This window comes from Paenarthrobacter histidinolovorans (assembly GCF_014647595.1).
Classification (GTDB): domain Bacteria; phylum Actinomycetota; class Actinomycetes; order Actinomycetales; family Micrococcaceae; genus Arthrobacter; species Arthrobacter histidinolovorans.
Genome location: NZ_BMPM01000002.1, coordinates 502,870 through 529,184, shown reverse-complemented (window position 1 = coordinate 529,184; position 26,315 = coordinate 502,870). Strand labels below are relative to the sequence as shown.

Here is a 26,315-nt window from a genome sequence, read left to right as displayed (position 1 = left end):
CGTGACCGATCCACAGTGGCAGCAGTTCATGGAGTTCGCTGCCCTCTTCTCAAAGACGGTTGACCTGGACGCCGACGAGTACAAATACAAGCTTTCAGTGGCCGAGAAGCTTCGAAAGACCAGGGAAGTATTCCTTCAGCACGACAACGGATGGTTCGAGGCTCTTCGAAGAGACATCGCCTCGTCGAATCTTATGAACCAGTACTTCATGATGCGACTTATCGATGTCGGCCGGTCCTCACCAGACGAACTCTGGAAAGTGGTTGCTTTGCTGTGGGAAGGCGACGTGGATGCCCGTCGCATTAGCGATTTCACAGCCGCGCTCCGCCCACACAATCAAGAGCAGTTCTCGGTCGGCGGCATAGTCGGATTTGCTTCACTCCTACTTATGGGGCGAGACCCCCTTCGTTTCCCACCGTATCGAGCCCAAGCGGCGAAGAAGTTCCTCAAACTTGTGGGATGGGACAATAGAGGAGCTAACGGGGAACCAGCTCGCCGGTATGAACTTCTGCTGGAGGCACTCGACGAGATCATTCGGCTGGCTCCCGAATATGGAATTTCACTGCGCGACCGCTTGGACGCCCAGGGACTGATGTGGACTGTCATGAATGTGGACCCGACGGATGAATGGAGTCCTGCAGACAGTGCCGCATTCCGGGCATGGAGGGGTGACAAAGTGGAGCTAGCACCTGTTGATACGGTGCAGGCGGAGACGCCCGCCCAGCTGATCATCAGAAGCGGTCTTCGTGGCAAGCCTTCGCCCATGGACGGCCGCACGTTAACGTGGACGCCGGAAACAGCCAAGGATCTTGCTCGTCGGAGCAGGAACACCGACGTCGGCCCGGGCTCGTTTATGGCCAAGTTGGAGCGGCAACTGGCAGGCGCACCACGGGAGACCGTCCTTCTGGCTGCCGAATTGGTTTACCTCCAAGTATTTCCTCTGGAGAACGTTACGTCGGCAACGAAGATCGCCCGAGTGGAGAAAGTTCTGTCGTGGGTGCCCGAGGCCGACGTCGAGTTGCCGGAGGTGCTCCGCCAAGGGCTTCAAGCCAAGGGCTCATTCAATGGGGGTGTGGGTTTCAATATCCAAGTCGCAGACCACGTCGGTTGGCTCAGCCGGTTTGTGGAGCACGTGACGGAGCAGCCTGCGAGCGTAATCAGCGCGGCTCTTGAGGACCCGTGGGCATTTATGGGACTGACGCAGACGGTCACCAAGGACTGGCCAACAATCCGTTACTGCATCGAGTTTCTGGCGTGGCCCGATTACCTGCAGCCTATAGTCAGCCGTGATCACCGGATCAAGATCCGCAACGCATTTGCGGGAATTATCGGGGGGCCGAGCGGGAATGCGGATCTCGATATTGCCAAAGACCTGCTGAATATCCGACAGGCCCAGCAGGGCGATTCGGACGAATATGTCGAGTGGTATGCCGAGCCCTACCTCAGCGAGTGGCAACCGTCGGATAATTCGGGGCGACGGGCCTGGCTGGTTCGTCAAAATCAAGGCGGCGTTGGGATGGTCGACTCTTGGTTCGGACATGACTTCGTCTCCCTCAGGGCTCAGCACCTAGGCTCACCTTCTCCTCGAAGCAGTTTTGATGAGGTACAGGCCGCGGTAAATGCTGGATATCAGCACATTGACTATGCGGAACGTAAAGTCCGGGCCCAAGAGTTCTACCGATTCCTCAGCCAGATGAAGGTGGACGATTTCGTCCTGACAGCCTTCGAAAGGAACCTCTACCTGGGCGTTATCACGGGCGAAGCGGAGTACGCAGACGACGAGACGTCCCGCTTGCGTAGGCAAGTGACGTGGCGCCAGGAACCCATAGCCAATGATGATCTCCCTGCACCGATGCCACGGCTGTTGGAGGAACAGGGATCCGTCGTCGACCTCACGGATGCACTTTCCATCATCAGTGCGTGGTCCGCGACCGAACCCGTGGTGGACGGCACGCCACCCGACACGACCGCATCGCCGCAGCCCGCCGTCGTACCTCAACTGCGCGAGGCGACCGTTGACTTCGCAACCAAGCTGCACGTCGAGCGCGACGACATCCAGGAAGTCATTCGCCTGCTGCAGACGCGTCAGCAGATCGTGTTCTACGGTCCTCCCGGGACCGGCAAGACGTACCTGGCGGGCAAGATCGCACGCTTCCTCGCGGGGGAGGAACACGGGGACCACGTCAAGACGGTACAGTTCCACCCTTCGTACGCGTACGAAGACTTCTTTGAGGGCTACCGTCCCGCGAAGTCCGACGGCGGGGATGTTGGCTTTAGCCTCGAACCCGGACCTTTGCGGCGAATCGCCGCAGAGGCTTCGCTGGACGGGAACCGTGACAAGCCATATTTCCTGATCATCGATGAGATGAACCGCGGGAATCTGGCAAAGATCTTCGGTGAGCTGTATTTTCTGTTGGAGTACCGCGATCAAGGAATCAACCTGCAGTACAACCCGCAGCAGACATTCGTGCTGCCACCGAATCTGTTCATCATTGGCACGATGAATACGGCCGACCGCTCAATTGCCATGGTGGACGCCGCGATTCGACGCCGCTTCGCGTTCGTGGAGCTTCATCCGCAGGAAGGCATGATCTCGGGCATGCTTGAGCGCTTCCTGGAGACGACCGGGCAGCCGGCCCTGCGCGCCCAACTCTTGAACGCTCTTAACAGTGAAATCGGGACCACTAAGCGTGACCTGATGATCGGACCGTCGTACTTCATGAAAGACCACGCTGAGACCGAACAGGGCTTGGCTGAAATCTGGAAGTACGAGCTGTTGCCGTTATTCGAGGAACACTATTTCGGACAAATGAGTCGGGAAAAGATCCGTGAGAAGTTCGGCCTCGCTGCTGTTCGGCGTAAGGCCGCGGGCGCCGGCGGCCCGGCTCCAGCTACCGTTGTGCCGGAATCGGACGGAAAAGACACAGACTAATGCCGACAGAGATGATCCTCGACGAGCTGCGTGGGTACCCGGAGCCCGTGGTCCTGGACCGTGAGGTGGCTGCCACGCTGCGGGACACCGGGCTGGTGTCCGTTTTCCCCGCTCATGGTGGTGCGTGGACGATTCTGCCTTCCGGAAAGGTAGGTGCAGTCCAGATCGACGACCTCTTGGTCAGAGTGAAACCCAAGGAAAAGGTTGGTCTCAGCAAAATGCTCTTTCTGCTGGGCTATGCCGCCGACCCTGGGTTCAGATCGGACGAAGTAGTTGCCGAGGAGGACAACGACCTCTTTGCTGCCTTGGGTGAGTCGCTCGCAAGGCACGGGGAACGAGCCCTCGAACGCGGCCCGCTGAACGGCTACGTTCACGTGGAAGAGTCGCTGCGCACTGTCAGGGGACGCATCCGTGTCGGCGACCAGATGACCCGTCGTCCTGGGTTACTTCTGCCACTGGAAGTCTCCTATGACGACTACACCCCCGACGTCGCTGAGAACCAGATTCTCCGGGCGGCCATTCGGATGGTGCTCCATGTTCCGCGGCTGTCTGACTCGCTTGTTGTACGACTCGCCCATCTGGATTCAAAGCTCGACGGTGTCTCCGCTTTGAACCATGGAGCCCCGCTGCCGGCCTGGTCCGACTCCAGGATCAACGGACACTACGTACCTGCGCTGAGGTTGTCCGAAATCATCCTCCGGACCATGTCCGCCGAGGCTGGTGTCGGACACCGCACGGTTGCGTCCTTTGTGGTGAACATGGCCACGGTGTTTGAGGACTTTGTTGCGACTGCGCTGAGGGAGGCGCTGGAGCCATACCCAGGGCTGACGGAGTGGCAGTACGAAGTGTCCATGGATGAAGCGGAGCCGGGTTATTCCAACGGTGACAGGGTGCGCATGTTTGTGGATGTGGTGCATTCCGTTGGCGGAAGGCCCGCGATGATCTTTGACGCGAAGTACAAGGCTGCTTCGGCCGGTGGTGCGTATCCGAATTCAGACCACTATCAAATGCTTGCCTATTGCACTGCACTCGGGGTGCCGCGTGCTTGGCTCGTTTACGCCGGTGCCGGAGAGCCGCGCGTGCGCCGGATCCGGAACACCGGCATATCTGTGGTGGAGTTCCCGCTGGATCTTTCACACAAGCCGGAGGCGTTGTTGACGCGGGTGGGGGAGCTGGCAGGGCGGGCGGTGGATGCATGCCGCACCCAATAGGAGGGCCACTGAACGGCATGCATCCGTAACGCCACTGCCTTAGTTGGCGGAGGGGCGCCGGCGCATATCAAGGACGATAAGAGCAATCACAGAGGCTGCTACCAGCAGGCTCAGAAGTTGCATGAGTGTCGGGGAGTATCCGCTCTGCATTGCGAATCCCAGAAGACCGCAGGCTGCGCTACCACCTACCAAAGATGGTACGACCTTACCGCGTTGCCGATGTTTCGCCAGTAGGATGATGCCGCAGACGAAACTGCCCCACATGCAAATGAACCACAAGGTCATCAGGATCAAGTCAGTCGTGTCGGGTTGGAAGTAATACGAGAAACGCGTCGTGGTTACAAAGTAAAAAAGAGTCGCCCACAGTGACAAGACTATTGAGATGGTGCCTGCAGCTACCCGATAACCAGACGATGGGGGCTTTATGGGGGCTAGTTGATAGGTCCAACCAGGCGGCGGTTGTTGGTAGGGAAAACTCTGCCGGCCAGGGTACTGGCCGGTCGCATCTTCTGGGGTGTGAGTCATATGCTTCCTTAGTTCTGCAATTCGGGACAAGGGCAGAATATTCTTTTGGGCCGTGTTCAAAAAACTGAAGTGTCTGACGTCTGCGGCCCAACTCTCATTGACTTCTTCTTCGTAAGTTCTGAAGTTGACCGTTATCTACTTAATGACTTCCTGGTGGACGTTCTCACGCTCATTGGGCCGGTGGCCTGGCTTGGTTAACTCCAGACTGGCCAAGTGCTTCTGCAAGCGGTTAGACATTGGTAGGAAGGTACTTAAGGTGAGGCCGCCAGACAGCAGCGCGCCGACGACGGGGATTGCCTTCGCCACCCCACTGGCGAAAAGCTTCTTCGTCATGCTGACTCCAAGATAGCCGGCGACCTTCTTCACAACTGGGTAGATGACTCCTTGTGTGAGGGCCTTCTGCGGCAGCTTTTTGGCAACGTTAGCGGCGACCATGGCAGCTACCTTGGACACTCCACTCTGGGCGATTTGAACGCCGAACATGACGCCGATAAAGAGGACTAACATGCTTTCCGTGGCCTCGTCGATTTCTTCACCTTCGTCGGCGAAGAGGTCCGGCCAGCTGTAGATATAAGCGAGCTTTTGGGAAATCCGTAGCATGTGGCCAAGGTACTGGATCAGGTCAGCCGGAACAGTGCCTATCATCGCAAGCCCCCCAGGGATACCTGATAGAGCTGACAAGCCGGTAACCTTGCTTGTCTCATATTTGATGGAGGTGTTCGCTACCTCAGATAAGACCTTGAGGGGGATTCCAGCGGCGGCAGGACTCTCAGCGATTGCCTTCTCAATCTGCTCCTCGGTGCAATGGCGCTTCAGCGCCGTCCGGAGATATGTGCCTCTGTTGATTCGAACCCCCGGCAATTTTGCCGCAGCGTCCAGAATCTGCGTGAAATTTAAGCCGAGGCTTTCTACCTCTTGTGTTTCGGTCATTCGTAGATCGTAGCGAGAAGTTTCCACCACGGTGGCCTTTTGCGAAGAACAGGTCGAGCCTTCCGTAGATGAGCTGCCGGCCGCGGTATCGCGGAGGGTTTGGGGGCAGGTTGCGACGGTGAGGTGGGCATCGCTGCTCGCGGCGTATCAGCCCAGACAGGAACGGAATCCCCGTCACATATTGACTGTGATCCGGCTCACCGACACAATAAATGAACACTATTCATTTCCCCGCAAGCGGCCTGCGACCTCCACCCAGATCTCGCCAGCCGCCCCCAGCACTTCAGGATCCCGGTGACCCCCAAGATCCGGTCGCTGCTACGAAGTTCTGCAGCGTCGTAGCTTCAAGCACACCCCAGCATCACGACCGAGGATCCCCATGACCCCGACATTCAATACAGACATACCAGCAGGCGAGAAGCCTATGGGGCCGACATCCGACCAGCCAACGGCCCAAGGTTGGCGCCGCGTCCTGGGAGTTCCTTCGCTGGTCCTGCTGGGCTTGGTTTACATGGTGCCGCTGACGATCTTCAGCACCTACGGCATCGTCGTCGAGCTGACCGGAGGTCGTCTTTCTGCCGCATACGCGGTGACCCTCGTCGTCATGCTGTTCACGGCCCGCTCCTACGGGCGGATGTCGCAGGCGTTCCCGTTTGGGGGATCCGCGTACACGTACGCAACGCGATCCTTCGGAGCCGGGCTAGGATTCATGGCCGGTTGGTCACTGCTGCTCGACTATCTGTTGCTCCCGATGATCAACTACCTGCTCATCGGCATCTACATGGAAGCTGCCTTCCCGGCCATCCCTGCCTGGGTATTCATGATCGTCTCAATCGCGGCAGTGACGGTGCTGAACATTCTCGGCATCACGGCGATCGCCAAGGCAAACTTCGTTGTCGTCGGACTGCAGGGGCTATTCATAGTGCTGTTCGTCGCTTTAGGTCTCTCGTCCATCACCGGCTCGGGCACCGTCGACTTGTTGGCGCCATTCACCGGCGTCGACGGCCCTGATGGCCTCTCGCCGATCTTTGCCGGTTCCGCCATCCTCTGCCTCTCCTACCTGGGCTTCGACGCCGTCTCGACGTTCGCCGAAGAGACCAAAGATCCGAAGCGAAACCTGCCCCGTGCCATCATGATCACCACAGTCCTGGCAGGCGTGATCTTCCTGGGGCTCGCCTACATCAGCCACTTGGTTCTGCCGGTCAGCACGTTCAACGACGTCGACGCTGCCGCGATTGAAGTAATTGGCGCAGCCGGTGGCAACCTGCTGGTCGCCTTCTTCACGGCTGCTTACATCGCCGGCAGCCTGGGATCGGCCCTTACGTCTCAGGCATCGGTATCGCGCATCATTTATTCAATGGGTCGTAGCGGCGTCTTCCCGGCTGCTTTGGGTCGCCTGCACCCACGATTCCGTACGCCCGTGCTACCGATCCTTCTCACCTCGGCCGTTTCCTTGCTGGCCTTTGTTTTGGACCTTCTGACGATCTCCTCGTTGATCAGCTTCGGAGCGCTCGTAGCGTTCTCGGTGGTGAACCTGGCCGTGATCAAGCACTACTTCATTGACCAGAAGGCCCGCGGAGCCAGGGGAATCATTCACAATCTCGTGCTGCCAGGCATCGGCTTTGCGCTCACCGTTTGGTTGTGGACGAGTCTGAGCGGATTGTCGATCGGCTTCGGTCTGGCATGGGCTGCGGTCGGCTTGGTATGGCTCGCCTACCTGACTCGTGGGTTCCGCAGGCCGGCACCTCAGCTGGACCTGAAGGAAGCCTAGAAGTCGTTGCTTTCGGCGGATGACGTTAGGCTTCTTGGACGACGTCGTAGGGGGAGCGATTCTTGAAAATGACTACCGCACGTAAGATCCGCATGTTGAACCTTGCAGCTACCGTCCTGCTGCTAGCCATTCTGACTCTGCAATTCACCAAAGTGATCGACGGGTTCTGGAGCATGACGCTTCTGGTGCTTATCGGGGCACCGACGACGGTGGCTTGGGTGATTCTTGAACGGCGCCAGGGTGCGGAGAAAATGAGGGACGGCGCTTAGGCCGTCAGTCTTCCAGTACCCATTGCCTGGCAGTCCCTCCTGTGGAACCCTCGACTTGATCCTGTCGCCGGGGTGACGACGGGCAGCTGGGAAGGAACCCGCCATGGGACTGATTCACATTGACCTGTTCACCACGCTTGACGGCGTCGCGCAGGCGCCGGGCGGGCCCGAGGAGGACCCCGCCGAGGACTTCGCATTCGGCGGCTGGCAAGCACCACTCATAGACGAGGTTGTCGGGGATCAGATCGACGCCGGGATGGTGGGAATGGATGCCCTCCTCCTTGGCCGGCGGACTTATGACATCTTCGCTGCGTACTGGCCGCACCAAGGTGGTGAAATCGCGGATCTGTTCAATCGCCTTCCGAAGTATGTGGCGTCCCGGCAGTCGCTGGAGCTTGAATGGGAGGGATCGTCGCTGCTCGGCCCTGACACGGTCGCGTCCTTGCGGGAACTCCGTGAGAAGCATCAGAACATCCACGTGATCGGTAGCCTCGACTTCGTCCAGACCCTATTCGCTGAGCACATGTTCGACCAGCTCAATCTCTGGGTTTATCCGATCCTCCTCGGCCGCGGGAAGAAAGTGTTTGCCGATGGGGTGGTGCCAACGAACCTGCGGCTTATCGAGCCCGTGGTTGCCTCACCGAAGGGCGCCGTGATGCAGCGCTACGCACTGGTTGAGGGGACGCCTGCTGTTGGAAACATGGCGGACATCGATGCTGCATGAGGTTGGTAATTTGAGCGTTTGCGGGAGCGGAGCAGGGGATTCCCCTCAACACGCTGGGTCAAGGCACGAGTCTGTTTTCGCGGACTTCTAGGATGGTGTGACGACCACGGACCGAAAGGGGGATCATGACGCTTGGTCTCGCCTTCATAGCGATCGGCCTGGTCTGGTTGCCTTTCCGGAAATGGATTGCCCGCCGGCAGTACTGGATCTCATCACAGATGTTCGGACGAAAGTTGCCTATCTACGACGCCGAATCTCTTGAGGCAGACTCGGAGCTGCATGAGGAGCGGGTTCGGGGCCTCGAGATGCTCGGCGTGTTTTTCTGCTCGGTCTTGATCGTCGGTGGCTTGGTGATTGTGCTGCTGACCGTCGTCTTCCGGCCGCCGTGGTCGGGAGCTTAGATGGGCGACCCGTTCCTCGCCGTCGTCGGATCCTTCCTGATACTCAGTGGGCTGGTTCTGTACCTGATGCGCGATTTGATGGCACGTGCCGGCGTGGACGGTTGGTCGTGGCTGCCTGACAGTACACCGTTCAAGACGTACGAGTATCAACTCGCCCTCTCAAAGGTGGCAGCCGGTATTCCGGCCGTCGCCGGGCTGGTCTTCATGGGGATCTTCCTATGGCCGAGGTAGGGCCAGTCGGCGCATCGGCGGGGAAGACGACCCGTTAGAAGCCCTCAACTCCCGGCAACCCGCCCCGCCACGTACTCCGCGTCCAGCCCCACCCCGCCAACAATCGACGAGTAGTGCCTGGTCAGCCACGGCAGCCCCACCACGAATAACCCGGGAAACTCCGTCACCCCTCGCGAGTGCTTCGGATACCCCCACTCGTCCACCAGGGGCAGGTCCACGAACCCGAAGTCGAGCTGATAACCCGAGGCCCACAACACCGCCGTAATGCCCGCATCGGCCAGATTCACCCGCGCCGGCTCAACCGGCAGCCAGTCATCCGCCTCCGCGGCCGCATGCACCGGAGCATCGATCCCCGCCGCAGCAATGTAGGCATCAATCGCCTTGCGTGACCGTTGTCCGAACGCGGACTCGACGGCGGCGAGGCGTTCGGGGAGGTCGTCGCTGAAGGTGATGACGCCGCCGTCGACTGCTTCAAGGTGACCGTGCAGGTGTATGCCGCGGCGGCCGAGTTCGCGGAGGTGGATGCTGTGGCCGCCGTCGGTGCCTGAGAGCAGGGGATTGGGGGCGAAGCGCAATGCGGGGGAGGGCAGTGCCTCGCGGGTGAGGGCGTTGATGCCGTAGCCGGGTCCGTGTTTGCCGGTCTCGAGCATCCAGTAGATCAGGTCCTGGCCGCGGTATCGGCGCGGGGCTTCCGGGACCACGGAGACGGCGAGGTGGACGTCGCGGCCGGCGGCGTGGAGCTCCTCGGCGATCTGCCCGCCCGACTGTCCGGTCCCCACGATCAACACCGCGCCATCGGGAAGCTGCTCCGGATTGCGGTAATCGTGGGTATGCATCTGAGCCACTCCGGCAGGGAGCTTGGCGGCCAGGGCAGGAACCTTGGGCACTTGATACGCGCCCGTCGCCAGGACGACGTTCCGCGCTCGCAGGCTCCCCTGGGAGGACTCGATAAGGAACTCGCCCTCCGGTGCTGCCGACAACCGGATCACGTCGACGCCCGTGTGGACCGGTGCCGTAATCAGCTCCGCATACCGCCTGAAAAGGTTCACCGCGGCGTCGCGCGGGATGAACGCGTCGCGGTCGCCGCCGTCGAACGGCATCCCCGGGAGGTCCAGCGAAAGGTTGGGCGTATTCATGTAAAAGCCGTCCCAACGGTCCTGGAAGGCACCGCCCAAAGTGTCGCGCCGTTCCAAAAGCTGATGACCCACCCCCAGCTGTGTCAGCCAGAAACTCGTCACCAGCCCTGCTTGGCCGGCGCCAATGACAACCGTGTCCTGGGAGCGTCCCATGAGGTGGAGTTTACGCTCGGGGGCGACGTTTGGGGATGGCCCCAGCCGCCCTTCAGCGAGGGCGCGCGCCCGGGATGCTCCTCAAGGGAAAAGTGCGTTGAGGGAGAACCTCCAGGAGGACCGCCTCCCCACCTTGCGTTATGGACTGCTTATTGCCGCTGAGCTCGAAAAGCGGCAGGTAGCCCATGTGCCGGGCGGCGTGATTCGCCATGGCGAGAGGTCCGACGTCGACTCCGGACAGCGGTTCACCGAGCAGCAGCCGCGCCGCGCTGCGCTCGCAGCCGGAAATCTCAATGATGACTTTGAGGTCGAAGTTCCGCAGCAAATGGCTCGTCCAAGGACTCCCGGGACGCGCGTGATCGGACGACGATCCGCCATACGGGAAATCGGTGATGCTCAATGTGACTGGCCCCCTGGGCACTCGTGCTGTTCCTGTAGGAGGAGTGCAAGGTCAGGCCAGGTCGTGACGCCGTGGCGTCACATCCGGCCGCCTTGGATCACTAACCAGAGGTGCCTTGCAACAGAAGCCGGGCACATCACCGTGGATTACAGAAGGGTTGGACATGGGGATTTGGGCTGACATAGCGGAGATCATTGGCGCGCTGGCTACGGCTACAGCGCTGTTCTTCGTCGCCAAAGCAACACGACATTCGCGGCAAACGGTGGAGGAGTCCCAGCGGATGCGCCGCTTGGAAGCAGAACGGGACCAGAGAGCAATCACGACGGCGGAGCGGCGGCAGGCCGGGCGGATCGCCTTCTGGCCAGTCAAGAAGAAATTTCAGGACCAGGAGCTGTGGGGCATCGAACTGGTCAATTCCAGTGACGCGCCGATCTTCCGGTTGACCATGGAACGGCCCGACGGAGTCACCCGGCGGGACCGCCCGATTCCGGCGATCAAGGCTACCGCCAAGATCCTTCCACCCGGCCGCTACTTCTTCAGCCATCAAGACCGCTGGCCCGTGTTCATCGATGCGGGCCACGTCTGCGAACCCCTTCCCGGGAATATCGACTACATGGGCACGGTGACTTTCATGGACAGCGATGGCCGCCACTGGCTGCGGGGTCCTGACGGGAAGCTTCAACAGCAAGCTCCCGAGGGCTTGGCTGCGCCGCAGGTCGGGGTCCATCCGGGACTGTAATCCAGCCGATTTTGGGCCTGTCCGACACATCCGATGGATAAAACATTTCCCAGCACTAGCTATCTGCTCAGAACTCTGTAGACTTGACGGTGTTGTTGTGTTTGGCATTTGGTAGTTCAGGCAGTCCCCATGATCCATCTGGATCGTGACCTTCTGAAGTAACGGTGGAGAACACCCCACACCGGAGACCCGAAAGTCGGGAGAATCTCCACCTTCAGTAAGGACTGAAAAAATGGCTACAGGTACCGTGAAATGGTTCAACTCCGAAAAGGGCTTCGGCTTCATCTCTCCTGAAGATGGCAGCCAGGACGTTTTCGCTCACTACTCTGCGATCAACTCCTCAGGTTACCGCTCCCTCGAAGAGAACCAGAAGGTTTCCTTCGACGTCGAGCAGGGCCCCAAGGGTCCCCAGGCAGTAAACATCCAGGCTATCTAGTCTTCGGATAACCAAGAAACAGGGCCGGTCACTGACCGGCCCTGTTTTTTTGCGCCCATGTATCGAATGTCAGTACTAGATGTAAGTATCTAATTCGAATACATATCCACATAGCGAATTACACCCGTGTAACTCTGCTCCAGCCCTCCGTAGCGTGGGAGGTAATCCACCTGCAGAGCTGAGGGAGCCACCCATGGATTTTCTGACTGCCACACCGTCCCACCACCTAGACGCAGCCCGTGAGCACCTATTTTTGCCCAAATCACCACCTAGAAACGCCAAAAACGGCCTGTGCAAGGCCGTTTTGCCACCTAGTCCCACTTTCCAGATCTAACCTGCGAGGTGAGCCGCATGTCGGGCATCCACAGAAACAGAAGGTCAGGTCGAGTGTTCGATTCAGAGGTCCAGCGAATCCTGGACTTTGTTGCTCGCGGTATAGGCACACGGATTGTTGGCGCCCCCGGCAGCGGAAAGACCACGGTTGTGCGCAACGTCGTGGCCAACCTGGAGAAGACCGGCGTCGCCGTTCATGTCATCAATGGCCTTCGCACCCACCACACCATCCCTTTCGCGGCCATCAAAGGCCTTGGACTTGAGATGAGGCCCGGCCGCAGCGGAGTCCTGGAGCTCGCCGACGTGTTCACCAGTCAACTGGGAACGGCCGGAAAGCATCTCCTCGTAGTGGACGATCTCCACTTGGTGGACAACGAGTCCCTGGCGGTCCTTGAAGCAGTCCGACGCAGATCCGACTGCCCTATGGTGGCCACGGCACCGGAAACCTGGGCTTTCTCGAGAGGACAATTGGCGGTCCTCAACAGCCGGCCTGAGGCACACCTTCAACTGGATCCTCTGCACTACGAGCAAGTGCATACGCTCATCGCCCAGGTGCTCGGTGCCCCGGCAGATGCCGAAACGACGGCGCGCGTTCTCACCAAGTCGGCCGGCAACCCCCGTCTGGTGGTACGGATTGTGGAGACGGCACTCCTTAGCAACCTGCTTGTTCTGGAGGACAAGCAGTGGCGGATGGCTTCGAACCGCCTGTGGAACGAACACCTCAAAGGGACCCTGGAAGCCCTCCTGGCCGAACTCACGCCCGCCGAGTTCACTGCACTTCACATCATGGCGATCCTGGGCACAGCCCGGATCGACGTCCTGCACAAAGTCATCCAGCCCGATGTCCTGGAAAACCTCGAACGAAAAGGCTTCCTGACCGTTTTGGATGACCACCAGAACGGCTCCAACGCCGCGATCAGCCCTCCTGTAGTGGCCGACTACTTCCGCGGGCAGAAGATGCTCAGGGACAGGCACCTTCTTCGCAGCAAAGTTGCCGGCGTGCTGGAGGCGCCACCGCAAACCGCCCCGGAAGGCGCCACCCCCGCTGACTGCCTCTCCCGGGCATTGTCCACACTGCGGCTTGAGAAAGGCGAAGACGACGCCGTCACCGCCCGGCACTTCCACGAACACAATGCTTCCCGCGAGCAATCCCGTTTTGAGCGGTGGGAAGCAAACAAGACGATGGCCAACGCCGTGTCACTCCTCAGGATTTACTGGGGCGCGCCCGTCAACACCGCGCGTGCCCTGCGGGTTTGCACCGAAACTCCACAACACGACGCGGACCCCGGAGACCTCCTGTTCCTGACGATCACCAAGGCCATGCTCGCCCTGCAAACGGGGCAGGGACTGGACCACGCCGTCGAAATCCTTCGCGACGTCGCAGCAAACCACCCGGAATGCAACGACGACGCCGAGGCCGCCATCCTCTTCATCTCAGCCTCAAACGGGCCGATCAAGCAAAACATGGGGCAGCCCCGGGTGGTCCAGGACGAGCCTGGGATGGGAAACCTGGTGCAGGGGCTGTTGGAGCTGTACCGCTTCCAGCCGGCAGCTGCACTCGAGGCAGTGAAAGGGGCGGCTGACGACGACGCGTTTCAACAACTGCGCCCCTTCATTCACAGCTTCGCGCTCTTTGCCGCCGGGCGCGTTGAAGAGTCATTGGTCTTTGCCCTGGCTTGGCGCGCCGAAGCACGGAAGAGCCTCGACCAATTCGGAGTGATTACCAGCAGTTACGTGGCAGCGCACGGGTTGCTGTACTGCGGGCTCTTCGAAGAAGCCGAATACCTCATGAGCAGTGTGTTTGCCATGGGCAAGCCGGGCTTCGTGGTGGACGTCCTTTATGAGGCAATGCTGCGGCTGGCGGGACTGCGTCACGCCACCACGGCAACACCACCTCCACTGTCCATCGCTGCTCAGGCCAGGACGGATGGCCCGGACCTTGGTCCGTTGCCCGGTATCGGGAAGGGAGCCTACGAACTGGTGGCCAACAACAGCGCCCAACCTTCACTGTTCGAGCGCAAGGCCACACGGCTTGTCAGACGTCAGCTGAAAAGCGGCTACATCCTCGAAGCTGCAATGACAGCCCTCCTTTGCACGTGCCTGAACCCCGGACGGCCTGTCCTGGACCTGCTGCAGAAAATCCTTCGGGAACGCGGGATCACTGTCCACGATCAGTTGATTGCCATTGCCAACGCAGTGGTTGAAGGCGACCACAAGCTACTGGGACTTCTCCTGAAGCACTATGAACCGGACATCGATACCTACCAGGTAGGGATGCTGCTCAGGGGAGCACTCAAGCGGCATGTCATCGAGGGCGATGTCGCCGCGGCCGATGCCTTGGCACAGGCGTCGTCCTTGTTCGCTGTAAGGTTTCCATCCGCCAGTGAGCAAATGTCCTTCAACGCCTTCAGGGCCACGCCACTGACAGAACGGGAGATCGAAGTGGCAGTCCTCGCCGGACACCGGAGCAACGTGGAGATCGCCGAACACTTGGGAATCAGTACCCGGACAGTCGAAAACCACATCTCAAATGCGCTGCGAAAGACCCGGGTAACGTCCCGCAATGGACTCTTCATGCTGGTGGGAAATTTACTTCCCCCTCAATGACGCAGGATAGGCTGAAACCACCTCTTACCGCGGTTCCCGGCGCCTGAACCCCGCCGGTACTTGAAGGGTTTCAGTGAGCAACCACCCGGCCTTGGCCCGCAGACTCGGCACCTTCGACGCTTCCCTTATCGGCTTGGGATCCATGATCGGAGCGGGCGTCTTCGCAGCCTTCACACCCGCAGCCGCGGCAGCCGGATCAGGTTTGTTGATCGGGCTGGTGGTGGCCGCATTTGTGGCCTTCTGCAATGCAACCTCGTCTGCCCAGCTTGCCGCGAGATACCCCACCTCCGGTGGCACCTACGTCTACGGTCGGGAACGGCTCGGTCCATGGTCCGGGTTCCTCGCCGGATGGGGATTCGTGATCGGCAAAACGGCCAGCGCCGCAGCCATGGCCATGACTTTCGCCGCCTACGCCGCGCCGCAGGGGTGGGAACGCCTGGTGGCGATTGCGGCCGTCGTACTTTTGACCGCTGTGAACTATCACGGCGTGACCCGGACCGCGGGCCTCACCCGGGTGCTCGTGGTTGCCGTGCTGGGTGCCTTGGCGATCGCCGTCGCAGCAGTGTGGGGTGGCTCCGGCCCCGACATGGGGAACATCGTGGGGGAAGGCCTGCTGGCGCATGGCTGGTACGGCATCCTCCAGTCGGCGGGCCTGCTGTTCTTTGCATTTGCCGGGTACGCCAGAATCGCAACCATGGGCGAGGAAGTACGTGACCCCAGGCGAACCATCCCCAGGGCAATCACCATCGCACTGGGAATCACCATTGTCATCTACGCCGTCATCGCTTTCAGCTTGCTGACAGTGCTCGGTCCGCAGGTGGTGGCCGGGACACCGACGCCATTGGCCGACGCCGTAGCCGCAGGCTCCATGGCGTGGGTCGCTCCGGTGGTTCGAATCGGTGCGGCGGTGGCGTCGCTTGGGGCGCTATTGGCTCTGATTGCGGGTCTCGGCCGCACCAGTCTGGCGATGGCGCGGGAACACGACCTTCCACCCTGGCTCGCAGCCGTGCACCCCAAATACAAGGTTCCGCACCGGGCAGAAACAGCCCTGGCCGTTGTGGTTTGCCTTGTGATCGCAGTAGCGGACCTCCGGGGTGCCATAGGCTTCTCGTCGTTCGGCGTGCTGCTCTACTACCTGGTAGCCAATGTGGCCGCGTACACCCAACCGAAGGAAGACCGCAGATATCCCAAGTTCCTTCAGCTGGCCGGGGCTGTGGCCTGCGTAGGCCTGGTGCTGACGTTGCCACCACTCTCGGTAGGGCTTGGTGTGCTGATGTTCGCCGTGGGGATCATCTACCGCCTCCTGCGGCTGCGTCGGAACCGGACCAAGCCGTAGCGGGATGCGGCTGGGCACGACTCCACCGGGGGTAGTGGGGTGGAGTCGTGCCGTAGTGCCGCCTACGCCTGGAGCAGGTGGGGTAACCCGCCGGACACCGGGAATCCTGCTCCGGTGGCACAAAAGAACCATATGGCCGGATTTCGGGCCCTAGGTATACAAAACCCTAAAATAGGTGGTGCCAGAGGGGGTTTACCGGCCGAACCCGGGAAAAATGAGTGGTGGACCGGCCCATCTAGGTGTTGGCGCGTCGTCGGGCATTCCTGCGCTCAACGGATTCCATGAACGTGACGATGCTAGCGAGCGTCATGGCAATCGAGCACGTCACAGCCAGCATGGCGGGAGTAAGCTGAAAGGGAACAACCAGCAACGGACTGAGCATCATGGCATTGCCGAATCCGGACGCCGCAAACACTCCCGCTTTCAGCAGCAGGCACTTCAAAGGGTCCGCGATCAATGCGGCTACCGGCGCCACCACACCCAGCGCCATGGTGAGCACAACCGCGGTAGCCCGCAGGTCCGCGGGATCAAGTACTTTCAAGCCGTCCGGGGGTGGCGCCGTTCCCAGGAGGGTAGCCGATACCGCAGAACAGACAGCGACGATGCTGGTGAGTAGTCGAAGGGCTACAGGGTAGAAGTGCGTGATCAATGGAAATCCTCGTCGTTCGTCGGCCCTACCCCCGGCATAGGGGTAGTGGGGCCAACGGCGGACGCGTGACGCGAAATTCGGCAGGCTAATCCTCTGGATGCGCCAACCGCTTCAGCAGAGGGACGAGATCACCGCTGGAGGAAGGCCCGAAGAATTGGGCGTCGGCGAGTTCAACGGCGGCAATGGCAAGCGGAGCCAGCTCGGATCCCATCGCTGTGACGCGTAGTCGTTTGGACCGGGTGTCCGCAGGGTCCACTTCGCGTTCTATGAGGCCCTTCTGTTCCAAGGTGCGCAGAACCTGCGACGCCATCTTCACATCAGTGCCAGCCTGACGGGCCACCGCAAGCTGATTGGGATACCCGCCCTCTTTGTTGAGCCACCAGGTGCACGCCAACAGGACGAACTGCACGTGGGTGATGCCGTGCGGGGCCAGGGCTGCCGCTACCTCGCGTTGCCAGCGAAGCGTAGCGTGCCACAGCAGGAATCCGGGACTTTCGCCGGGGCTGAGCGGCATCAGCGCTGTGCGAGTTCGACGAGGGAAGCCATGGTCCGGGGCCAATCGGCTGTGATGCCAGGGCCGACCGCGGGCCCGGTTTCGTCTGCCCCGGCGCCGGAGATCTCCATCCGGTACGTGACCCGGACGCGGCCGCCGTCGAGCTTTTCGATGCGGTGGGTGGTCCGCAGCAGCAAGCCGTCGAATTGAGCCTCGTCAACGAAAAGCTCACCCGGCACCACCTCGGCGAGCTGCAGTGGGATAGGGTCCTCGCCAGGTGGCGTCATCAGGATGGTTGTGCCCGCTGCGAAGGGGCCGTTGATCTCGATCCGCTCGATCTCAGCGTTCCAGTCGCCCCAATTTTCGACGTCGGCCCACAGCCGCCAGATGTCCTGTGGTGCCGCTTCGGTCTCAACGCTGTGTTCGTAGTCCCACATGGCTGCCTCCTCGATAAGATGATCTATGCACAGACTATCTGTGCATAGATCATCTTGTCCATGACCAGCGACAGCCTATTTTTCGCAGCCGATTCCGTCGTGGTCGTTGTCCAGGCCGTAGATGTCCGAACCGATCACCGTCACGGGCCCGCGGACGTACGACGGACCGTTGCCTTTACCGCCGGCGCAGTCGACGTCGGAGTCAACCGGCACGCAGGCACCGGCATAGTTCGGGTCGCATCCGCTTTGGACCGGCGCTGCCGGCGCTGCCGGCGCAACCGGGGCGGCCTTGGCGGCGGCGTTGGCTGCCGCCTGGTCAGCCGCAGCTTTCGCGGCCGCTGCCTGGTCCGCTGCCACCTTGTCCGCTGCCACCTTGTCTGCTGCGGCTTTGTCAGCTGCAGCCTTGGCAGCGGCTGCCTGGTCCGCTGCCGCCTTGTCTGCAGCTGCCTTATCCGCCACGGCTTTTGCCGAGGCCGCACGCTGGTCATTCAGAGCCTGCGCCGTCGCGGAGTCCAACCAGGTCAGTTTCCCGGCCTGATCCACGGCGCAAACATACGTCTCACCCGCCAGGACCTGGGTCTTCTTCTCCGCGGAACAGGACGTTCCCGAGATCTTTGTGGGTGTTGGTGTGGGCTTTGGCGATGAGGTGGTGGACGGCGAACCGCTGGAGCTGCTCACTGAGCTGGCAGTTCCGATCGGTGCGCAGGCCGTCAGCAGGATGAAAAGTGATCCCATGGCCGCGATGCCAAGTGCCTTGGGGCGAGTACCCCGGCTGGATCCTGACTGTTTTTCGGCGCGCGAAAATAGTTTGTGCAAAGTAATGCCCCCTTGTAGTGCGCCGATGCGATGGCGCGTGGTGCGACCCTAACACCCGCCGGAAGGTCCGGATGGAAAAAGTCGCATATTACGTGCCACATGGGATTACTCGTCCTGTGCCACCATGGGTGGATGCTTGGGGAAGACAACACGATGACCAGGGCCGGGCTTTTCAGATTGCTCGCAGAGGACCTCGAGGACCTGGGTTCCGGGCGGCAACTCGTTGGCATTGACGGCGTGGATGGCAGCGGAAAATCAACGTTCGCCGGCGGGTTGTCGGGGGCGCTCACGATGTCCCAGGCCCGTCCGGTCCTGACCATTCATGTGGATGACTTCCTCAATCTGCAGGAAGTCCGACACCGCAGGGGCCGGTCATCGCCCGAGGGATTCTGGTTGGACACCTACGACTACGCAGCTTTGGAGAAGTATGTCCTGACGCCCCTCAGGAAGGGCGGAGACGGCGTTTATTGCCCGGCTGTCACAGATGCCCGAAAGAATGTCCGGCTACACACCGAACCCTGCAAAGCTCCGGACGATGCGATTGTCCTTGTGGAGGGAATGTTCCTCCACCGCGACCGGATGGCCGGGCACTGGGACTACTCCGTCTTCCTCGATGTTCCCTTCGCGGAAACTGCCAGGCGCATGTCCGCCAGGGACGGCAGCAACCCGGACCCTGAACACCACTCGATGCGGCGGTACGTCGGTGGGCAGCGGCTCTACTTTGAACAGGCCCGGCCGTGGACGCGTGCCACACGGATCATTGACAACTCTCTTCCCGAACAACCCAGGCTGATGCCTCCGGAGGAAGCCTCCTCACGCGACCGCTGATCCGCGAACTACGCCCGCGCGTGCCGCTTCCTGTCGGCACGGCCGGCTGGGCCATCCTCGCCAACAACCACCGAAGCGCCCGTGCCCAAGCCGCGGACCGTCCAACCGGCGGCGCGCCAAGCCTCAGCGTCCAGTACGTTTCGAGCGTCCAGCACCATCCGGCGTCGTACCAGTGATCCAACTACGGAAGGCGACAGCGAAACGTATTCGTCCCATTCGGTGAGCAGCAGCACCAGTTCGGCGCCTTCGAGGGCGCGTTTGGTGGAGGCCTCGAAACGGATCTGCGGGTAACGGATCCAGGCGTTGTTGATGGCTTTGGGGTCGGTGACGGTCACGTGCGCGCCGGCGTCGGCGAGTTGCTGGGCGACGTCCAGGGCGGGGGAGTCGCGGATGTCGTCGGTGTCCGGTTTGAAGGCGGCGCCGAGGATCGTGACGGTTCGGCCGGACAGGAAGCCGCGGCACATGTCGCGCGACACCTCCACCGCGCGGGATCGCTGATCCAGGTTCACCGAATCGACCAAGGCCATCCACTCATCAACGGACGGCACCGACAGCTCGCGCGCCTGTGCCCGGAACGAGCGGATGTCCTTGGGCAGGCAGCCGCCGCCGAAGCCCAGTCCGGCGTGCAGATAGCGGTTGCCGATTCGCGGATCCAGGCCCATCGCCTCGCTGAGCTCACTGACGTCCGCGCCCGACGCGTCGCACAGTTGAGCCATCGCGTTGATGAAGCTGACCTTCGTGGCCAGGAACGCGTTCGACGCCGACTTGATCAGCTCCGCGGTAGCGAAGTTGCAGACCAGTCGCGGGATGCCGGCACAAATCAGGGGCTCGTACACCGCATCCAAAACGGCGGTAATGGGCGCACCTGCGGCGGCACCCTTGCCGCCCGGGACGCCGTAAACGAGGCGGTCAGGAACCAGCGAGTCCTTCACCGCGGTGCCTTGGCGCAAAAACTCCGGATTCCAGCCCAGGAGCACGTCCGAGCGCCTGGCCAGCACCGCGCGAAGCGTCTCCACCGTGCCTACCGGCACAGTCGATTTGCCAACGACGGCGGCACCCTTCGCCAAGTGCGGCAGGAGGCTCCTCGTGGCGCCCATCAGGTAGGAGAGGTCCGCGGTGTCCGAGGTTTTGGACTGCGGGGTACCCACGCAAAGGAAATGCACCTGCGCGTCCGCAGCTTCGGCGAAGTCCGTGGTGAACACGAGCCGGCCCGTGGTGCGGCCGTCCTTGAGGAGCTCATCCAGGCCGGGTTCGTGGAAGGGGGCCAGCGCCTTGTTGAGCTGCTCAACTTTGGAGGCATCGACGTCGATACCCACCACGGTGTGGCCCATGGACGCAAGCGTTGCTGCGTGGACTGCGCCCAGGTAGCCGCAGCCGATCACGGAAATCTTCATGAGGAGGGTCCTTTGCTTGACGTGAGTTCCGAGGGGTCAGTTGTTTCACTGGGCACGCCGGAGATGACTTCGTTGTAATGGCGCACCAGCTCGGCGCTGAGCACCGGCCACGTCCGGCCCTGGACCGAAGCGGCAGCCGCCGTGGCGAACGCGCGGCGCTTGGCGTCGTCGCCCATCAGGTCCTGGACGTAAGCGCGCAGCTGGGTGAGGTTTGCCGGCTCATACAGCCAGCCGGTGCGGGAGTTCTCCACCAGATCCAAGGGGCCGCCCCTACCTGTGGCGACTACCGGAACCCCCGACGCCATGGCCTCCTGGATGGTCTGGCAGAAGGTCTCGAACTCTCCGGGATGGACGAACAGATCGAAACCGGCGACTGCTTCTGCCAGGGCATCACCGCCGAGGAAGCCAGCGAAATGTGCGTTCGGAAGCGCGGCTTGGAGAGCTTCGCGCTGGGGACCATCGCCGACGATGACCAGTTTCGTGTTCGGGACATCAGCCAGGACGGCGAGGTCCTCAACCTGCTTCTCAACCGCGAGCCGGCCGACGTAGCCGATGATTCGTTGACCGTCGGGCGCCACCGAGCTGCGCCACGCCGTCGAGCGTTTTGCGGGATTGAAACGCGCGGTATCCACACCGCGACGCCACATGTCCACGCGCAGGATGCCGCGTCCGCGCAACTGGTTCAGCGCGAACGTGGACGGCACCAGGGTCCGGGTGGCCAGGAGGTGGATGTTGTCCACGCGGTTCCAGGCCCAGTTCTCTAGGAACGGCACGCCGTATCGGGCGGCGTAGCTGGGAACCTCGGTTTGGTAGATCGCGACAGTCGGGATGCCGAGCTGATGGGCGGCCTGCACGGCACGCCAGCCGAGAACGAAAGGAGAAGCGAGGTGAACGACGTCGGGCGAGAAATCGGCAAGGATTCGCTTGACCCGATTCACACCGCCCAACGCAACCCGAACATTCGTATAACCGGCCAGCGGCACCGAGGGAAGCCGATGCACATGCGCACCCTTCTCGACGCTCGAAACATCAGTGTCCGAGGTCGACGGCGCGATCACCATCACCTCATCCCCACGCTCTTGCAGATGCTCCAGCACCCGCAGTATCGAGTGGGTTACCCCATTCATCAGTGGCAGGAATGATTCGGCGACGATTGCGATCCTCACGCCTTCAACGGTGGTCGCGGCGGTTGGCTTACTGGGTGCGCGGGGGTGGCCTGCGGGGGAAGAGTGGGTTAACAGGTGGGGGTACGGGTTCGCGGGCATGGGGATCTAACGTAAAACGGCGGCGGCTGGCATCGGTTCGATCCGTCGCCGTCGCCGTCGGTTTGGGGTTGGCGCCGTTGTCGGGAACAGTTGGTCCGCCATGTTCGCCAGCTGTTGAGATGCGGTGACAACGTTGTTACGTTGGGCCACAGACTTGGGGCCTAATGTGGTTTCTGGTGCCTTTCGGTCGCCCGGATCGATGTACGTAGAAGCACTAATTTTGCTCGGAGCACACGATTGCCAGTCCGGACTGATTCTGTGAGTTTCCTGACCGCCCTGTAGACTCCGCTCATCGACGCGACAGTCGCGTCTCAATTCTCGGGGGTCCCATGGGTTCTGTCGCGTCCGGTACAGCTGTGTCCGGAGTTGGAAAATCACGCCTAAAGCGCACGACGGCGGCATTCGCCGTCGTTGCCTCGCTGGCAGTTTCGTTGATGGTTGGCTCGCCGGCAGTGGCCGACTCGACATCGGTTGATGTCGCCGTGGGCACAGCTCCGCACGACATTGCCGTCGCTGAAAACGGGGATGTCTAGGTTGCCACCGACAGCGGGGTTTCAGTCATCGATGCAGAAACGCGCGAGGTGGTGACAGTCGACGTCGGAGGCGTCGCTCAGGGCGTTGCGACTCGAGGAACGAGCACGGCTTACATCAGCGTTGCCGGCAAGAATGGCGCCAATGGCTCGGTGGTCATCATGGACGGCACTTCGATTTCGGACAGGGTAGCGACGGGCCCCAATCCCCGAATTGTTGCCGTCAACCGGTTTTCCTGGAAGGTGTACGTTGCCTACAGCAATGGGATCACTGTCATCGACCCATTTTCGGGCAATTCGACGGTGGACATTCCCTACTACACGTCCACTCCTCTAACCGTCGTCGTTGAACCCCTCAGGAACAAGGCCTTCGTGACTACCAATGGGGCACTGACGGTCATCGATGGGCAAACAAATGCTAAGGACGTATACGTCCTCGGGACCAGCGTTGCCGTTGGGCATGCTGTGAACACAAACACCAATGATGTATATCGGTCGGTGGCTGGTAGTTACCTTGGCAGCCCGCAAAGCGAGCTGGGGCTTGTGGACAACTCCAATTACTCAAGCCTCGACTACCAGGCGAATGAGACATTCGGAAAGGTGGCTGTTGATTCCTGGACGGGAACAGTCTTCGTCGAATCCTCGAGCGCCGCGGGGGACTCCTCTATCGTGTTGGTTAACCCAGCAACGCGGAGCAAAATCGGTCAGCTCAGCATTTCCAGCAAGCCGACCTCCTTGGTTGTGGACTCCATCCGACAAAGAACATACGCGACGCTGAGCGGCGGCGGTGTTGTCGTCATTGATTCATCCAACACCGCGTCGGTTGTCCGAACTGGGGTTCACCCTGTGGCCACGGCTGTCAATGAGCGCACGGGAGCAACCTATGTCGCCAATCAGGGCAGCGCTTCGGTAACTGTGATCCAGCCCGCTGACCTGCAGCCCGTGAAGAATGACTTCACCGGTGGGCGGGAAGCTGACGTTTTGGCCCGCGATGGCGCTGGCGCACTCTGGCTCTATCCTGGCGACGGTGCCGGCGGATGGCTCAGCAGGCGGCAAGTTGGCCAGGGCTGGAATGTCATGACGGCTATCCTTGCGCCCGGAGACTTCAATGGCGACGGATATTCCGACGTCTTGGCTCGCGATTCCGCTGGCGCTCTCTGGCTCTACCCTAGAAATGGGGCGGGTGGTTGGTCGCCACGGGTGCAGGTCGGATCAGGCTGGAACGTCATGACGGCCATTACGGGTGTAGGCGATTTCAATGGTGATGGGAAACCTGACGTTGTAGCTCGAGACTCTGGCGGTGTTTTGTGGCTGTACCCCGGAAATGGAAAGGGCGGTTGGCTCGCTCAGTCGCGGATTGGGTCCGGCTGGTCGATCATGACGGACATCATGGGTGTGGGTGACTTTAACTCCGACGGCGCCTCCGACGTCATGGCCCGCGATTCCGGCGGTCGCCTTTGGCTCTACCCCGGGAATGGTGCAGGCGGGTGGTACCCAACGATGCAGTACGGCCAAGGCTGGAACGGCATGACGGCCGTGTTCGGTCCAGGTGATTTCAGCGGCGATCGAAAAGCCGACGTGATGGCCCGCGACTCATCGGGTGCTATGTGGCTCTTTTCAGGTAGTGGCAGCGCCATATGGCCCAGCGGCCGAGTCATCGGTCAAGGGTGGAATGGCATGACCGCGATCCTCTAGAACTCCATGGATGGCTGGCCCCGACAACGGAGCCGACCGTTCGCGTTGTGTCCACCTAGCCCCCACCCCGCGCCGCCTTCAAATCCTTCCGCAACCCCCGGTTGTCCGCCCTGAGCTCCTCGTTGTGCTCGCTCAGACCCCGGTTGTCCTCCGTCAGCCCACGATTGGCCTCTTCCAGCTCCAGCACACGTTTCACCCCGGCCAGATTCAGCCCTTCATCGAGCAACACCCCGATCCGGCGCAGCGTGGCCAGGTCGTTTTCGCTGTAGCGGCGAGTGCCGCCGTCGGTCCTGTCTGGGGTGAGCAGGCCTTTGCGCTCGTACTGCCGGATGTTCTGCTGGCCGGTGCCCACCAGTTCCGCGGCGACGGAGATCGCGTAAACGCTCCGCCCATCACCGGAACCCGCCGCGTCGCCGCTGAAAGCAGGGGCGACCGGTCCGCCGTCGTGCTCTTCGGCAGAAGTCGCGCGATCCGTAACCGCCATCAAAACCTCCGAGGATCTACTAAAAAACTACTTGCACCACTCTCTCACCAGTGCTATAAAAAATCTATACCAGCCAACACAGATACAGCAGGCTGGGACCAACAACAGAATCAGCATCAAACCAAAGGAGTGAGAACCAAATGCTGATGCGCACTGACCCGTTCCGCGAATTCGACAGGCTCGCCCAACAGGTTTTTGGCACAACAGCACGCCCGGCCGGAATGCCGATGGATGCATGGCAGGAGGACGGACAATTCGTTGTTGCCTTCGATCTGCCTGGCGTAAGCCCTGATTCGGTGGAGTTGGATGTCGAACGGAACGTCCTGACGGTAAAGGCAGAACGGAAGTCGCCCGCAGGCGAGAACACGGAGATGATTGCCGCCGAACGCCCGCAGGGTGTCTTCAGCCGGCAACTCATCCTGGGTGACACTTTGGACACCGAAGGCGTCCAGGCCAACTACGACGCAGGGGTACTCACACTCCGCATCCCCGTCGCCGAGAAGGCCAAGCCACGGCGCATTGAGATCCAATCCAGCGGGCAGAGGCAGGAAATCAACGCCTGATCCAGTCCGTCCTGCCGGAAAGCTCACCCGGGGTGGTTTTCCGGCGGGTCCGACCGGGAACAACGGAGGCGGCCGCATCGGAATAGTTGGGCGCAGGCTTCGCGCCACGTCACAGCGTTTTTTAGCGCACATGAAAGCGACCCCCGCCCGTCGTCTCCCGATTGATGGCCCCCGGCCCAGGCCGGGGGCCATCGCCTGATCCGCAGCATGAACCGGAAACCGCAGTGAGCACGCAACCCGACTACTACTCCACCCTCCACGTGCCGCCGGACGCGACGGCCCGCGAGATCACCCGCGCCTACCGCTCACTGCTTCGAACCCACCACCCCGACACCCGCCAAAAGGTCGACGACGGCGACACCACCTACGCGGCCGACCTCCAGGAACTGCACGCCATCATGCAGGCGTACGTCGTTTTGTCGGACCCAGGAAAGCGGGCGGCATACGATCGGGCGCGGCGGAGCGGATTTGGTACCGGCGGCACGCCGGTGAACGTCCGCGTGCACAAGCGTGCGCAGCAGCCAGCACGGAACGACGGCGGGCGGTCACCGCTCACGTTCGGGCCACCCCGCTGGGAACCTTCGTCCAGAAACCTGAGAACACCAAGGAGTAATCCATGAGTGCTTGGCGCCCCTACGACGACCACATCATTCCCGCGTTCTACGAACGGTTCGAGCAACGCTGGGGAAGGGGGACCGCGCCGTTCCTGGACCCTGAAGTCCACGAGCAACCCCTGCCCCGCGCCCAGTGGATCAATCCGGACACGGGGGCCGCGATCGCCGTCGTTCCTATCTGGACCGACGACCCCGAGCGCCGATCTTTCGGGGTGTTCTACCTGCCGCCAGCGGGGGACATCTGGATGCTGCGTCCCGGTCCGACCACGTTTTTGGAGCCACGAGGGGGCGCCAACCAGGAGCAGGTGACGCTGCGCAACGACGCCTTCAAGAAGGCCGTCAATCATGCCAAGGAGTTCATCTACGGCCCGCAGTTGTGAGTGTTCTTTCTCTTGAAGGCGGGCTCGGCTCTT

27 protein-coding genes are annotated in these 26,315 nt (G+C 61.3%); 17 read left to right on the top strand and 10 right to left on the bottom strand.

The genetic code is table 11. The features are described from left to right. Position 1: 1 nt before the first annotated feature. A complete protein-coding gene (locus tag IEY62_RS06950) occupies positions 2-2,932 on the top strand; it encodes an McrB family protein (RefSeq protein WP_189015300.1) in 2,931 nt (976 codons plus the stop codon). Further along, a complete protein-coding gene (locus IEY62_RS06945) occupies positions 2,932-4,143 on the top strand; it encodes an McrC family protein (protein ID WP_189015298.1) in 1,212 nt (403 codons plus the stop codon). Before IEY62_RS06950 ends, IEY62_RS06945 begins: the two co-directional genes overlap by 1 nt. A 660-nt stretch (positions 4,144-4,803) precedes the next feature. On the opposite strand, the gene IEY62_RS06940 is transcribed toward IEY62_RS06945, so the two are convergent. Continuing rightward, positions 4,804-5,598 (bottom strand): hypothetical protein, encoded by a 795-nt coding sequence (locus IEY62_RS06940; RefSeq protein WP_189015296.1) that lies wholly within the window; start codon positions 5,596-5,598, stop codon positions 4,804-4,806. A 379-nt stretch (positions 5,599-5,977) separates the two neighbouring features. On the opposite strand from IEY62_RS06940, the gene IEY62_RS06935 reads away from it, so the two are divergent. The 5 genes from IEY62_RS06935 (at position 5,978) to IEY62_RS06915 (ending at position 8,994) form a co-directional block, all read left to right on the top strand. Then, complete coding sequence (locus IEY62_RS06935; RefSeq protein WP_189015294.1) at positions 5,978-7,369, top strand: APC family permease; 1,392 nt, start codon at positions 5,978-5,980, stop codon at positions 7,367-7,369. 68 nt (positions 7,370-7,437) lie between these two features. Continuing rightward, positions 7,438-7,638: a hypothetical protein gene (locus tag IEY62_RS06930; RefSeq protein WP_189015291.1), complete on the top strand. Its 201-nt coding sequence runs from the start codon at positions 7,438-7,440 to the stop codon at positions 7,636-7,638. A 103-nt stretch (positions 7,639-7,741) separates the two neighbouring features. Next, a complete protein-coding gene (locus tag IEY62_RS06925) occupies positions 7,742-8,362 on the top strand; it encodes a dihydrofolate reductase family protein (protein ID WP_189015289.1) in 621 nt (206 codons plus the stop codon). A gap of 125 nt (positions 8,363-8,487) precedes the next feature. Continuing rightward, the gene (locus tag IEY62_RS06920; protein ID WP_189015287.1) at positions 8,488-8,763 is read left to right on the top strand and encodes a hypothetical protein; all 276 of its coding nucleotides are present in this window, start codon (positions 8,488-8,490) and stop codon (positions 8,761-8,763) included. Then, positions 8,764-8,994, top strand: coding sequence for a hypothetical protein (locus IEY62_RS06915; protein WP_189015285.1), 231 nt, complete (start codon positions 8,764-8,766; stop codon positions 8,992-8,994). 44 nt (positions 8,995-9,038) lie between these two features. Here the strand turns inward: IEY62_RS06915 and IEY62_RS06910 are convergent, their stop codons facing one another. Then, positions 9,039-10,283, bottom strand: a complete 1,245-nt coding sequence (locus tag IEY62_RS06910) for a flavin-containing monooxygenase (RefSeq protein WP_189015283.1) — start codon at positions 10,281-10,283, stop codon at positions 9,039-9,041. Positions 10,284-10,335: 52 nt separating this feature from the next. Continuing rightward, on the bottom strand, positions 10,336-10,683 hold the full coding sequence (locus IEY62_RS06905; RefSeq protein ID WP_189015281.1) for a hypothetical protein: 348 nt from the start codon (positions 10,681-10,683) through the stop codon (positions 10,336-10,338). Positions 10,684-10,846: 163 nt separating this feature from the next. On the opposite strand from IEY62_RS06905, the gene IEY62_RS06900 reads away from it, so the two are divergent. The 4 genes from IEY62_RS06900 to IEY62_RS06885 all read left to right on the top strand — a co-directional run bounded on the left by IEY62_RS06900 (position 10,847) and on the right by IEY62_RS06885 (position 16,134). Next, the gene (locus IEY62_RS06900; protein WP_189015279.1) at positions 10,847-11,422 is read left to right on the top strand and encodes a hypothetical protein; all 576 of its coding nucleotides are present in this window, start codon (positions 10,847-10,849) and stop codon (positions 11,420-11,422) included. A gap of 232 nt (positions 11,423-11,654) precedes the next feature. Further along, positions 11,655-11,858, top strand: a complete 204-nt coding sequence (gene cspE / locus IEY62_RS06895; protein WP_011773907.1) for a transcription antiterminator/RNA stability regulator CspE — start codon at positions 11,655-11,657, stop codon at positions 11,856-11,858. 387 nt (positions 11,859-12,245) lie between these two features. Beyond that, positions 12,246-14,798 (top strand): helix-turn-helix transcriptional regulator, encoded by a 2,553-nt coding sequence (locus tag IEY62_RS06890; RefSeq protein WP_229785114.1) that lies wholly within the window; start codon positions 12,246-12,248, stop codon positions 14,796-14,798. A gap of 73 nt (positions 14,799-14,871) precedes the next feature. After that, the gene (locus tag IEY62_RS06885; protein WP_189015275.1) at positions 14,872-16,134 is read left to right on the top strand and encodes an APC family permease; all 1,263 of its coding nucleotides are present in this window, start codon (positions 14,872-14,874) and stop codon (positions 16,132-16,134) included. A gap of 235 nt (positions 16,135-16,369) precedes the next feature. On the opposite strand, the gene IEY62_RS06880 is transcribed toward IEY62_RS06885, so the two are convergent. From IEY62_RS06880 to IEY62_RS06865, 4 genes are all read right to left on the bottom strand, one after another. Then, positions 16,370-16,783 (bottom strand): hypothetical protein, encoded by a 414-nt coding sequence (locus IEY62_RS06880; RefSeq protein ID WP_189015273.1) that lies wholly within the window; start codon positions 16,781-16,783, stop codon positions 16,370-16,372. Positions 16,784-16,868: 85 nt separating this feature from the next. Further along, entirely contained in the window at positions 16,869-17,297 is a 429-nt protein-coding gene (locus IEY62_RS06875) for a MarR family winged helix-turn-helix transcriptional regulator (protein WP_189015271.1), read from the bottom strand. Then, complete coding sequence (locus IEY62_RS06870; RefSeq protein ID WP_189015269.1) at positions 17,297-17,713, bottom strand: SRPBCC family protein; 417 nt, start codon at positions 17,711-17,713, stop codon at positions 17,297-17,299. Before IEY62_RS06870 ends, IEY62_RS06875 begins: the two co-directional genes overlap by 1 nt. A 75-nt stretch (positions 17,714-17,788) precedes the next feature. Beyond that, positions 17,789-18,448, bottom strand: a complete 660-nt coding sequence (locus IEY62_RS06865; protein WP_229785112.1) for a hypothetical protein — start codon at positions 18,446-18,448, stop codon at positions 17,789-17,791. Between the two features lie 213 nt (positions 18,449-18,661). Here IEY62_RS06865 and IEY62_RS06860 point away from each other — a divergent pair, with 213 nt between their 5' ends. Next, positions 18,662-19,357 (top strand): nucleoside/nucleotide kinase family protein, encoded by a 696-nt coding sequence (locus tag IEY62_RS06860; RefSeq protein WP_189015265.1) that lies wholly within the window; start codon positions 18,662-18,664, stop codon positions 19,355-19,357. An 8-nt stretch (positions 19,358-19,365) separates the two neighbouring features. On the opposite strand, the gene IEY62_RS06855 is transcribed toward IEY62_RS06860, so the two are convergent. Together IEY62_RS06855 and IEY62_RS06850 are read right to left on the bottom strand one after the other, a co-directional pair. Beyond that, on the bottom strand, positions 19,366-20,751 hold the full coding sequence (locus IEY62_RS06855) for a UDP-glucose dehydrogenase family protein (RefSeq protein ID WP_189015263.1): 1,386 nt from the start codon (positions 20,749-20,751) through the stop codon (positions 19,366-19,368). Then, positions 20,748-21,917 carry a glycosyltransferase family 4 protein gene (locus IEY62_RS06850; protein ID WP_189015261.1) on the bottom strand — a complete coding sequence of 390 codons (1,170 nt, stop codon included), beginning with the start codon at positions 21,915-21,917 and terminating at the stop codon, positions 20,748-20,750. The genes IEY62_RS06855 and IEY62_RS06850 overlap by 4 nt, the downstream gene beginning before the upstream one ends. 428 nt (positions 21,918-22,345) lie before the next feature. Here IEY62_RS06850 and IEY62_RS06845 point away from each other — a divergent pair, with 428 nt between their 5' ends. Together IEY62_RS06845 and IEY62_RS06840 are read left to right on the top strand one after the other, a co-directional pair. Next, complete coding sequence (locus IEY62_RS06845) at positions 22,346-22,549, top strand: hypothetical protein (protein WP_189015259.1); 204 nt, start codon at positions 22,346-22,348, stop codon at positions 22,547-22,549. 48 nt (positions 22,550-22,597) lie between these two features. Continuing rightward, positions 22,598-24,241: an FG-GAP-like repeat-containing protein gene (locus IEY62_RS06840; RefSeq protein WP_229785111.1), complete on the top strand. Its 1,644-nt coding sequence runs from the start codon at positions 22,598-22,600 to the stop codon at positions 24,239-24,241. A gap of 55 nt (positions 24,242-24,296) precedes the next feature. Here IEY62_RS06840 and IEY62_RS06835 read toward each other — a convergent pair whose 3' ends face one another. Then, positions 24,297-24,725, bottom strand: coding sequence for a MerR family transcriptional regulator (locus IEY62_RS06835; protein WP_229785109.1), 429 nt, complete (start codon positions 24,723-24,725; stop codon positions 24,297-24,299). 140 nt (positions 24,726-24,865) lie between these two features. Here IEY62_RS06835 and IEY62_RS06830 point away from each other — a divergent pair, with 140 nt between their 5' ends. The 3 genes from IEY62_RS06830 to IEY62_RS06820 all read left to right on the top strand — a co-directional run bounded on the left by IEY62_RS06830 (position 24,866) and on the right by IEY62_RS06820 (position 26,282). Further along, positions 24,866-25,288 carry an Hsp20/alpha crystallin family protein gene (locus IEY62_RS06830; RefSeq protein WP_189015257.1) on the top strand — a complete coding sequence of 141 codons (423 nt, stop codon included), beginning with the start codon at positions 24,866-24,868 and terminating at the stop codon, positions 25,286-25,288. Between the two features lie 224 nt (positions 25,289-25,512). Then, positions 25,513-25,908: a J domain-containing protein gene (locus IEY62_RS06825; RefSeq protein WP_189015256.1), complete on the top strand. Its 396-nt coding sequence runs from the start codon at positions 25,513-25,515 to the stop codon at positions 25,906-25,908. Beyond that, positions 25,905-26,282 (top strand): hypothetical protein, encoded by a 378-nt coding sequence (locus tag IEY62_RS06820; protein WP_189015255.1) that lies wholly within the window; start codon positions 25,905-25,907, stop codon positions 26,280-26,282. Before IEY62_RS06825 ends, IEY62_RS06820 begins: the two co-directional genes overlap by 4 nt. The last annotated feature ends 33 nt before the right edge of the window (positions 26,283-26,315 follow it).

Bases quoted from the DNA above. Each gene is read 5' to 3' on its own strand.
- IEY62_RS06870 (WP_189015269.1), bottom strand. From the start codon at position 17,713: ATGTGGGACTACGAACACAGCGTTGAGACCGAAGCGGCACCACAGGAC.
- IEY62_RS06910 (WP_189015283.1), bottom strand. From the start codon at position 10,283: ATGGGACGCTCCCAGGACACGGTTGTCATTGGCGCCGGCCAAGCAGGG.
- IEY62_RS06835 (WP_229785109.1), bottom strand. From the start codon at position 24,725: ATGGCGGTTACGGATCGCGCGACTTCTGCCGAAGAGCACGACGGCGGA.
- IEY62_RS06830 (WP_189015257.1), top strand. From the start codon at position 24,866: ATGCTGATGCGCACTGACCCGTTCCGCGAATTCGACAGGCTCGCCCAA.
- IEY62_RS06935 (WP_189015294.1), top strand. From the start codon at position 5,978: ATGACCCCGACATTCAATACAGACATACCAGCAGGCGAGAAGCCTATG.
- IEY62_RS06930 (WP_189015291.1), top strand. From the start codon at position 7,438: ATGACTACCGCACGTAAGATCCGCATGTTGAACCTTGCAGCTACCGTC.
- IEY62_RS06900 (WP_189015279.1), top strand. From the start codon at position 10,847: ATGGGGATTTGGGCTGACATAGCGGAGATCATTGGCGCGCTGGCTACG.
- IEY62_RS06875 (WP_189015271.1), bottom strand. From the start codon at position 17,297: ATGCCGCTCAGCCCCGGCGAAAGTCCCGGATTCCTGCTGTGGCACGCT.
- IEY62_RS06820 (WP_189015255.1), top strand. From the start codon at position 25,905: ATGAGTGCTTGGCGCCCCTACGACGACCACATCATTCCCGCGTTCTAC.
- IEY62_RS06940 (WP_189015296.1), bottom strand. From the start codon at position 5,598: ATGACCGAAACACAAGAGGTAGAAAGCCTCGGCTTAAATTTCACGCAG.
- cspE (WP_011773907.1), top strand. From the start codon at position 11,655: ATGGCTACAGGTACCGTGAAATGGTTCAACTCCGAAAAGGGCTTCGGC.
- IEY62_RS06865 (WP_229785112.1), bottom strand. From the start codon at position 18,448: ATGGGATCACTTTTCATCCTGCTGACGGCCTGCGCACCGATCGGAACT.
- IEY62_RS06860 (WP_189015265.1), top strand. From the start codon at position 18,662: ATGCTTGGGGAAGACAACACGATGACCAGGGCCGGGCTTTTCAGATTG.
- IEY62_RS06845 (WP_189015259.1), top strand. From the start codon at position 22,346: ATGGGTTCTGTCGCGTCCGGTACAGCTGTGTCCGGAGTTGGAAAATCA.
- IEY62_RS06855 (WP_189015263.1), bottom strand. From the start codon at position 20,751: ATGAAGATTTCCGTGATCGGCTGCGGCTACCTGGGCGCAGTCCACGCA.
- IEY62_RS06915 (WP_189015285.1), top strand. From the start codon at position 8,764: ATGGGCGACCCGTTCCTCGCCGTCGTCGGATCCTTCCTGATACTCAGT.
- IEY62_RS06925 (WP_189015289.1), top strand. From the start codon at position 7,742: ATGGGACTGATTCACATTGACCTGTTCACCACGCTTGACGGCGTCGCG.
- IEY62_RS06945 (WP_189015298.1), top strand. From the start codon at position 2,932: ATGCCGACAGAGATGATCCTCGACGAGCTGCGTGGGTACCCGGAGCCC.
- IEY62_RS06920 (WP_189015287.1), top strand. From the start codon at position 8,488: ATGACGCTTGGTCTCGCCTTCATAGCGATCGGCCTGGTCTGGTTGCCT.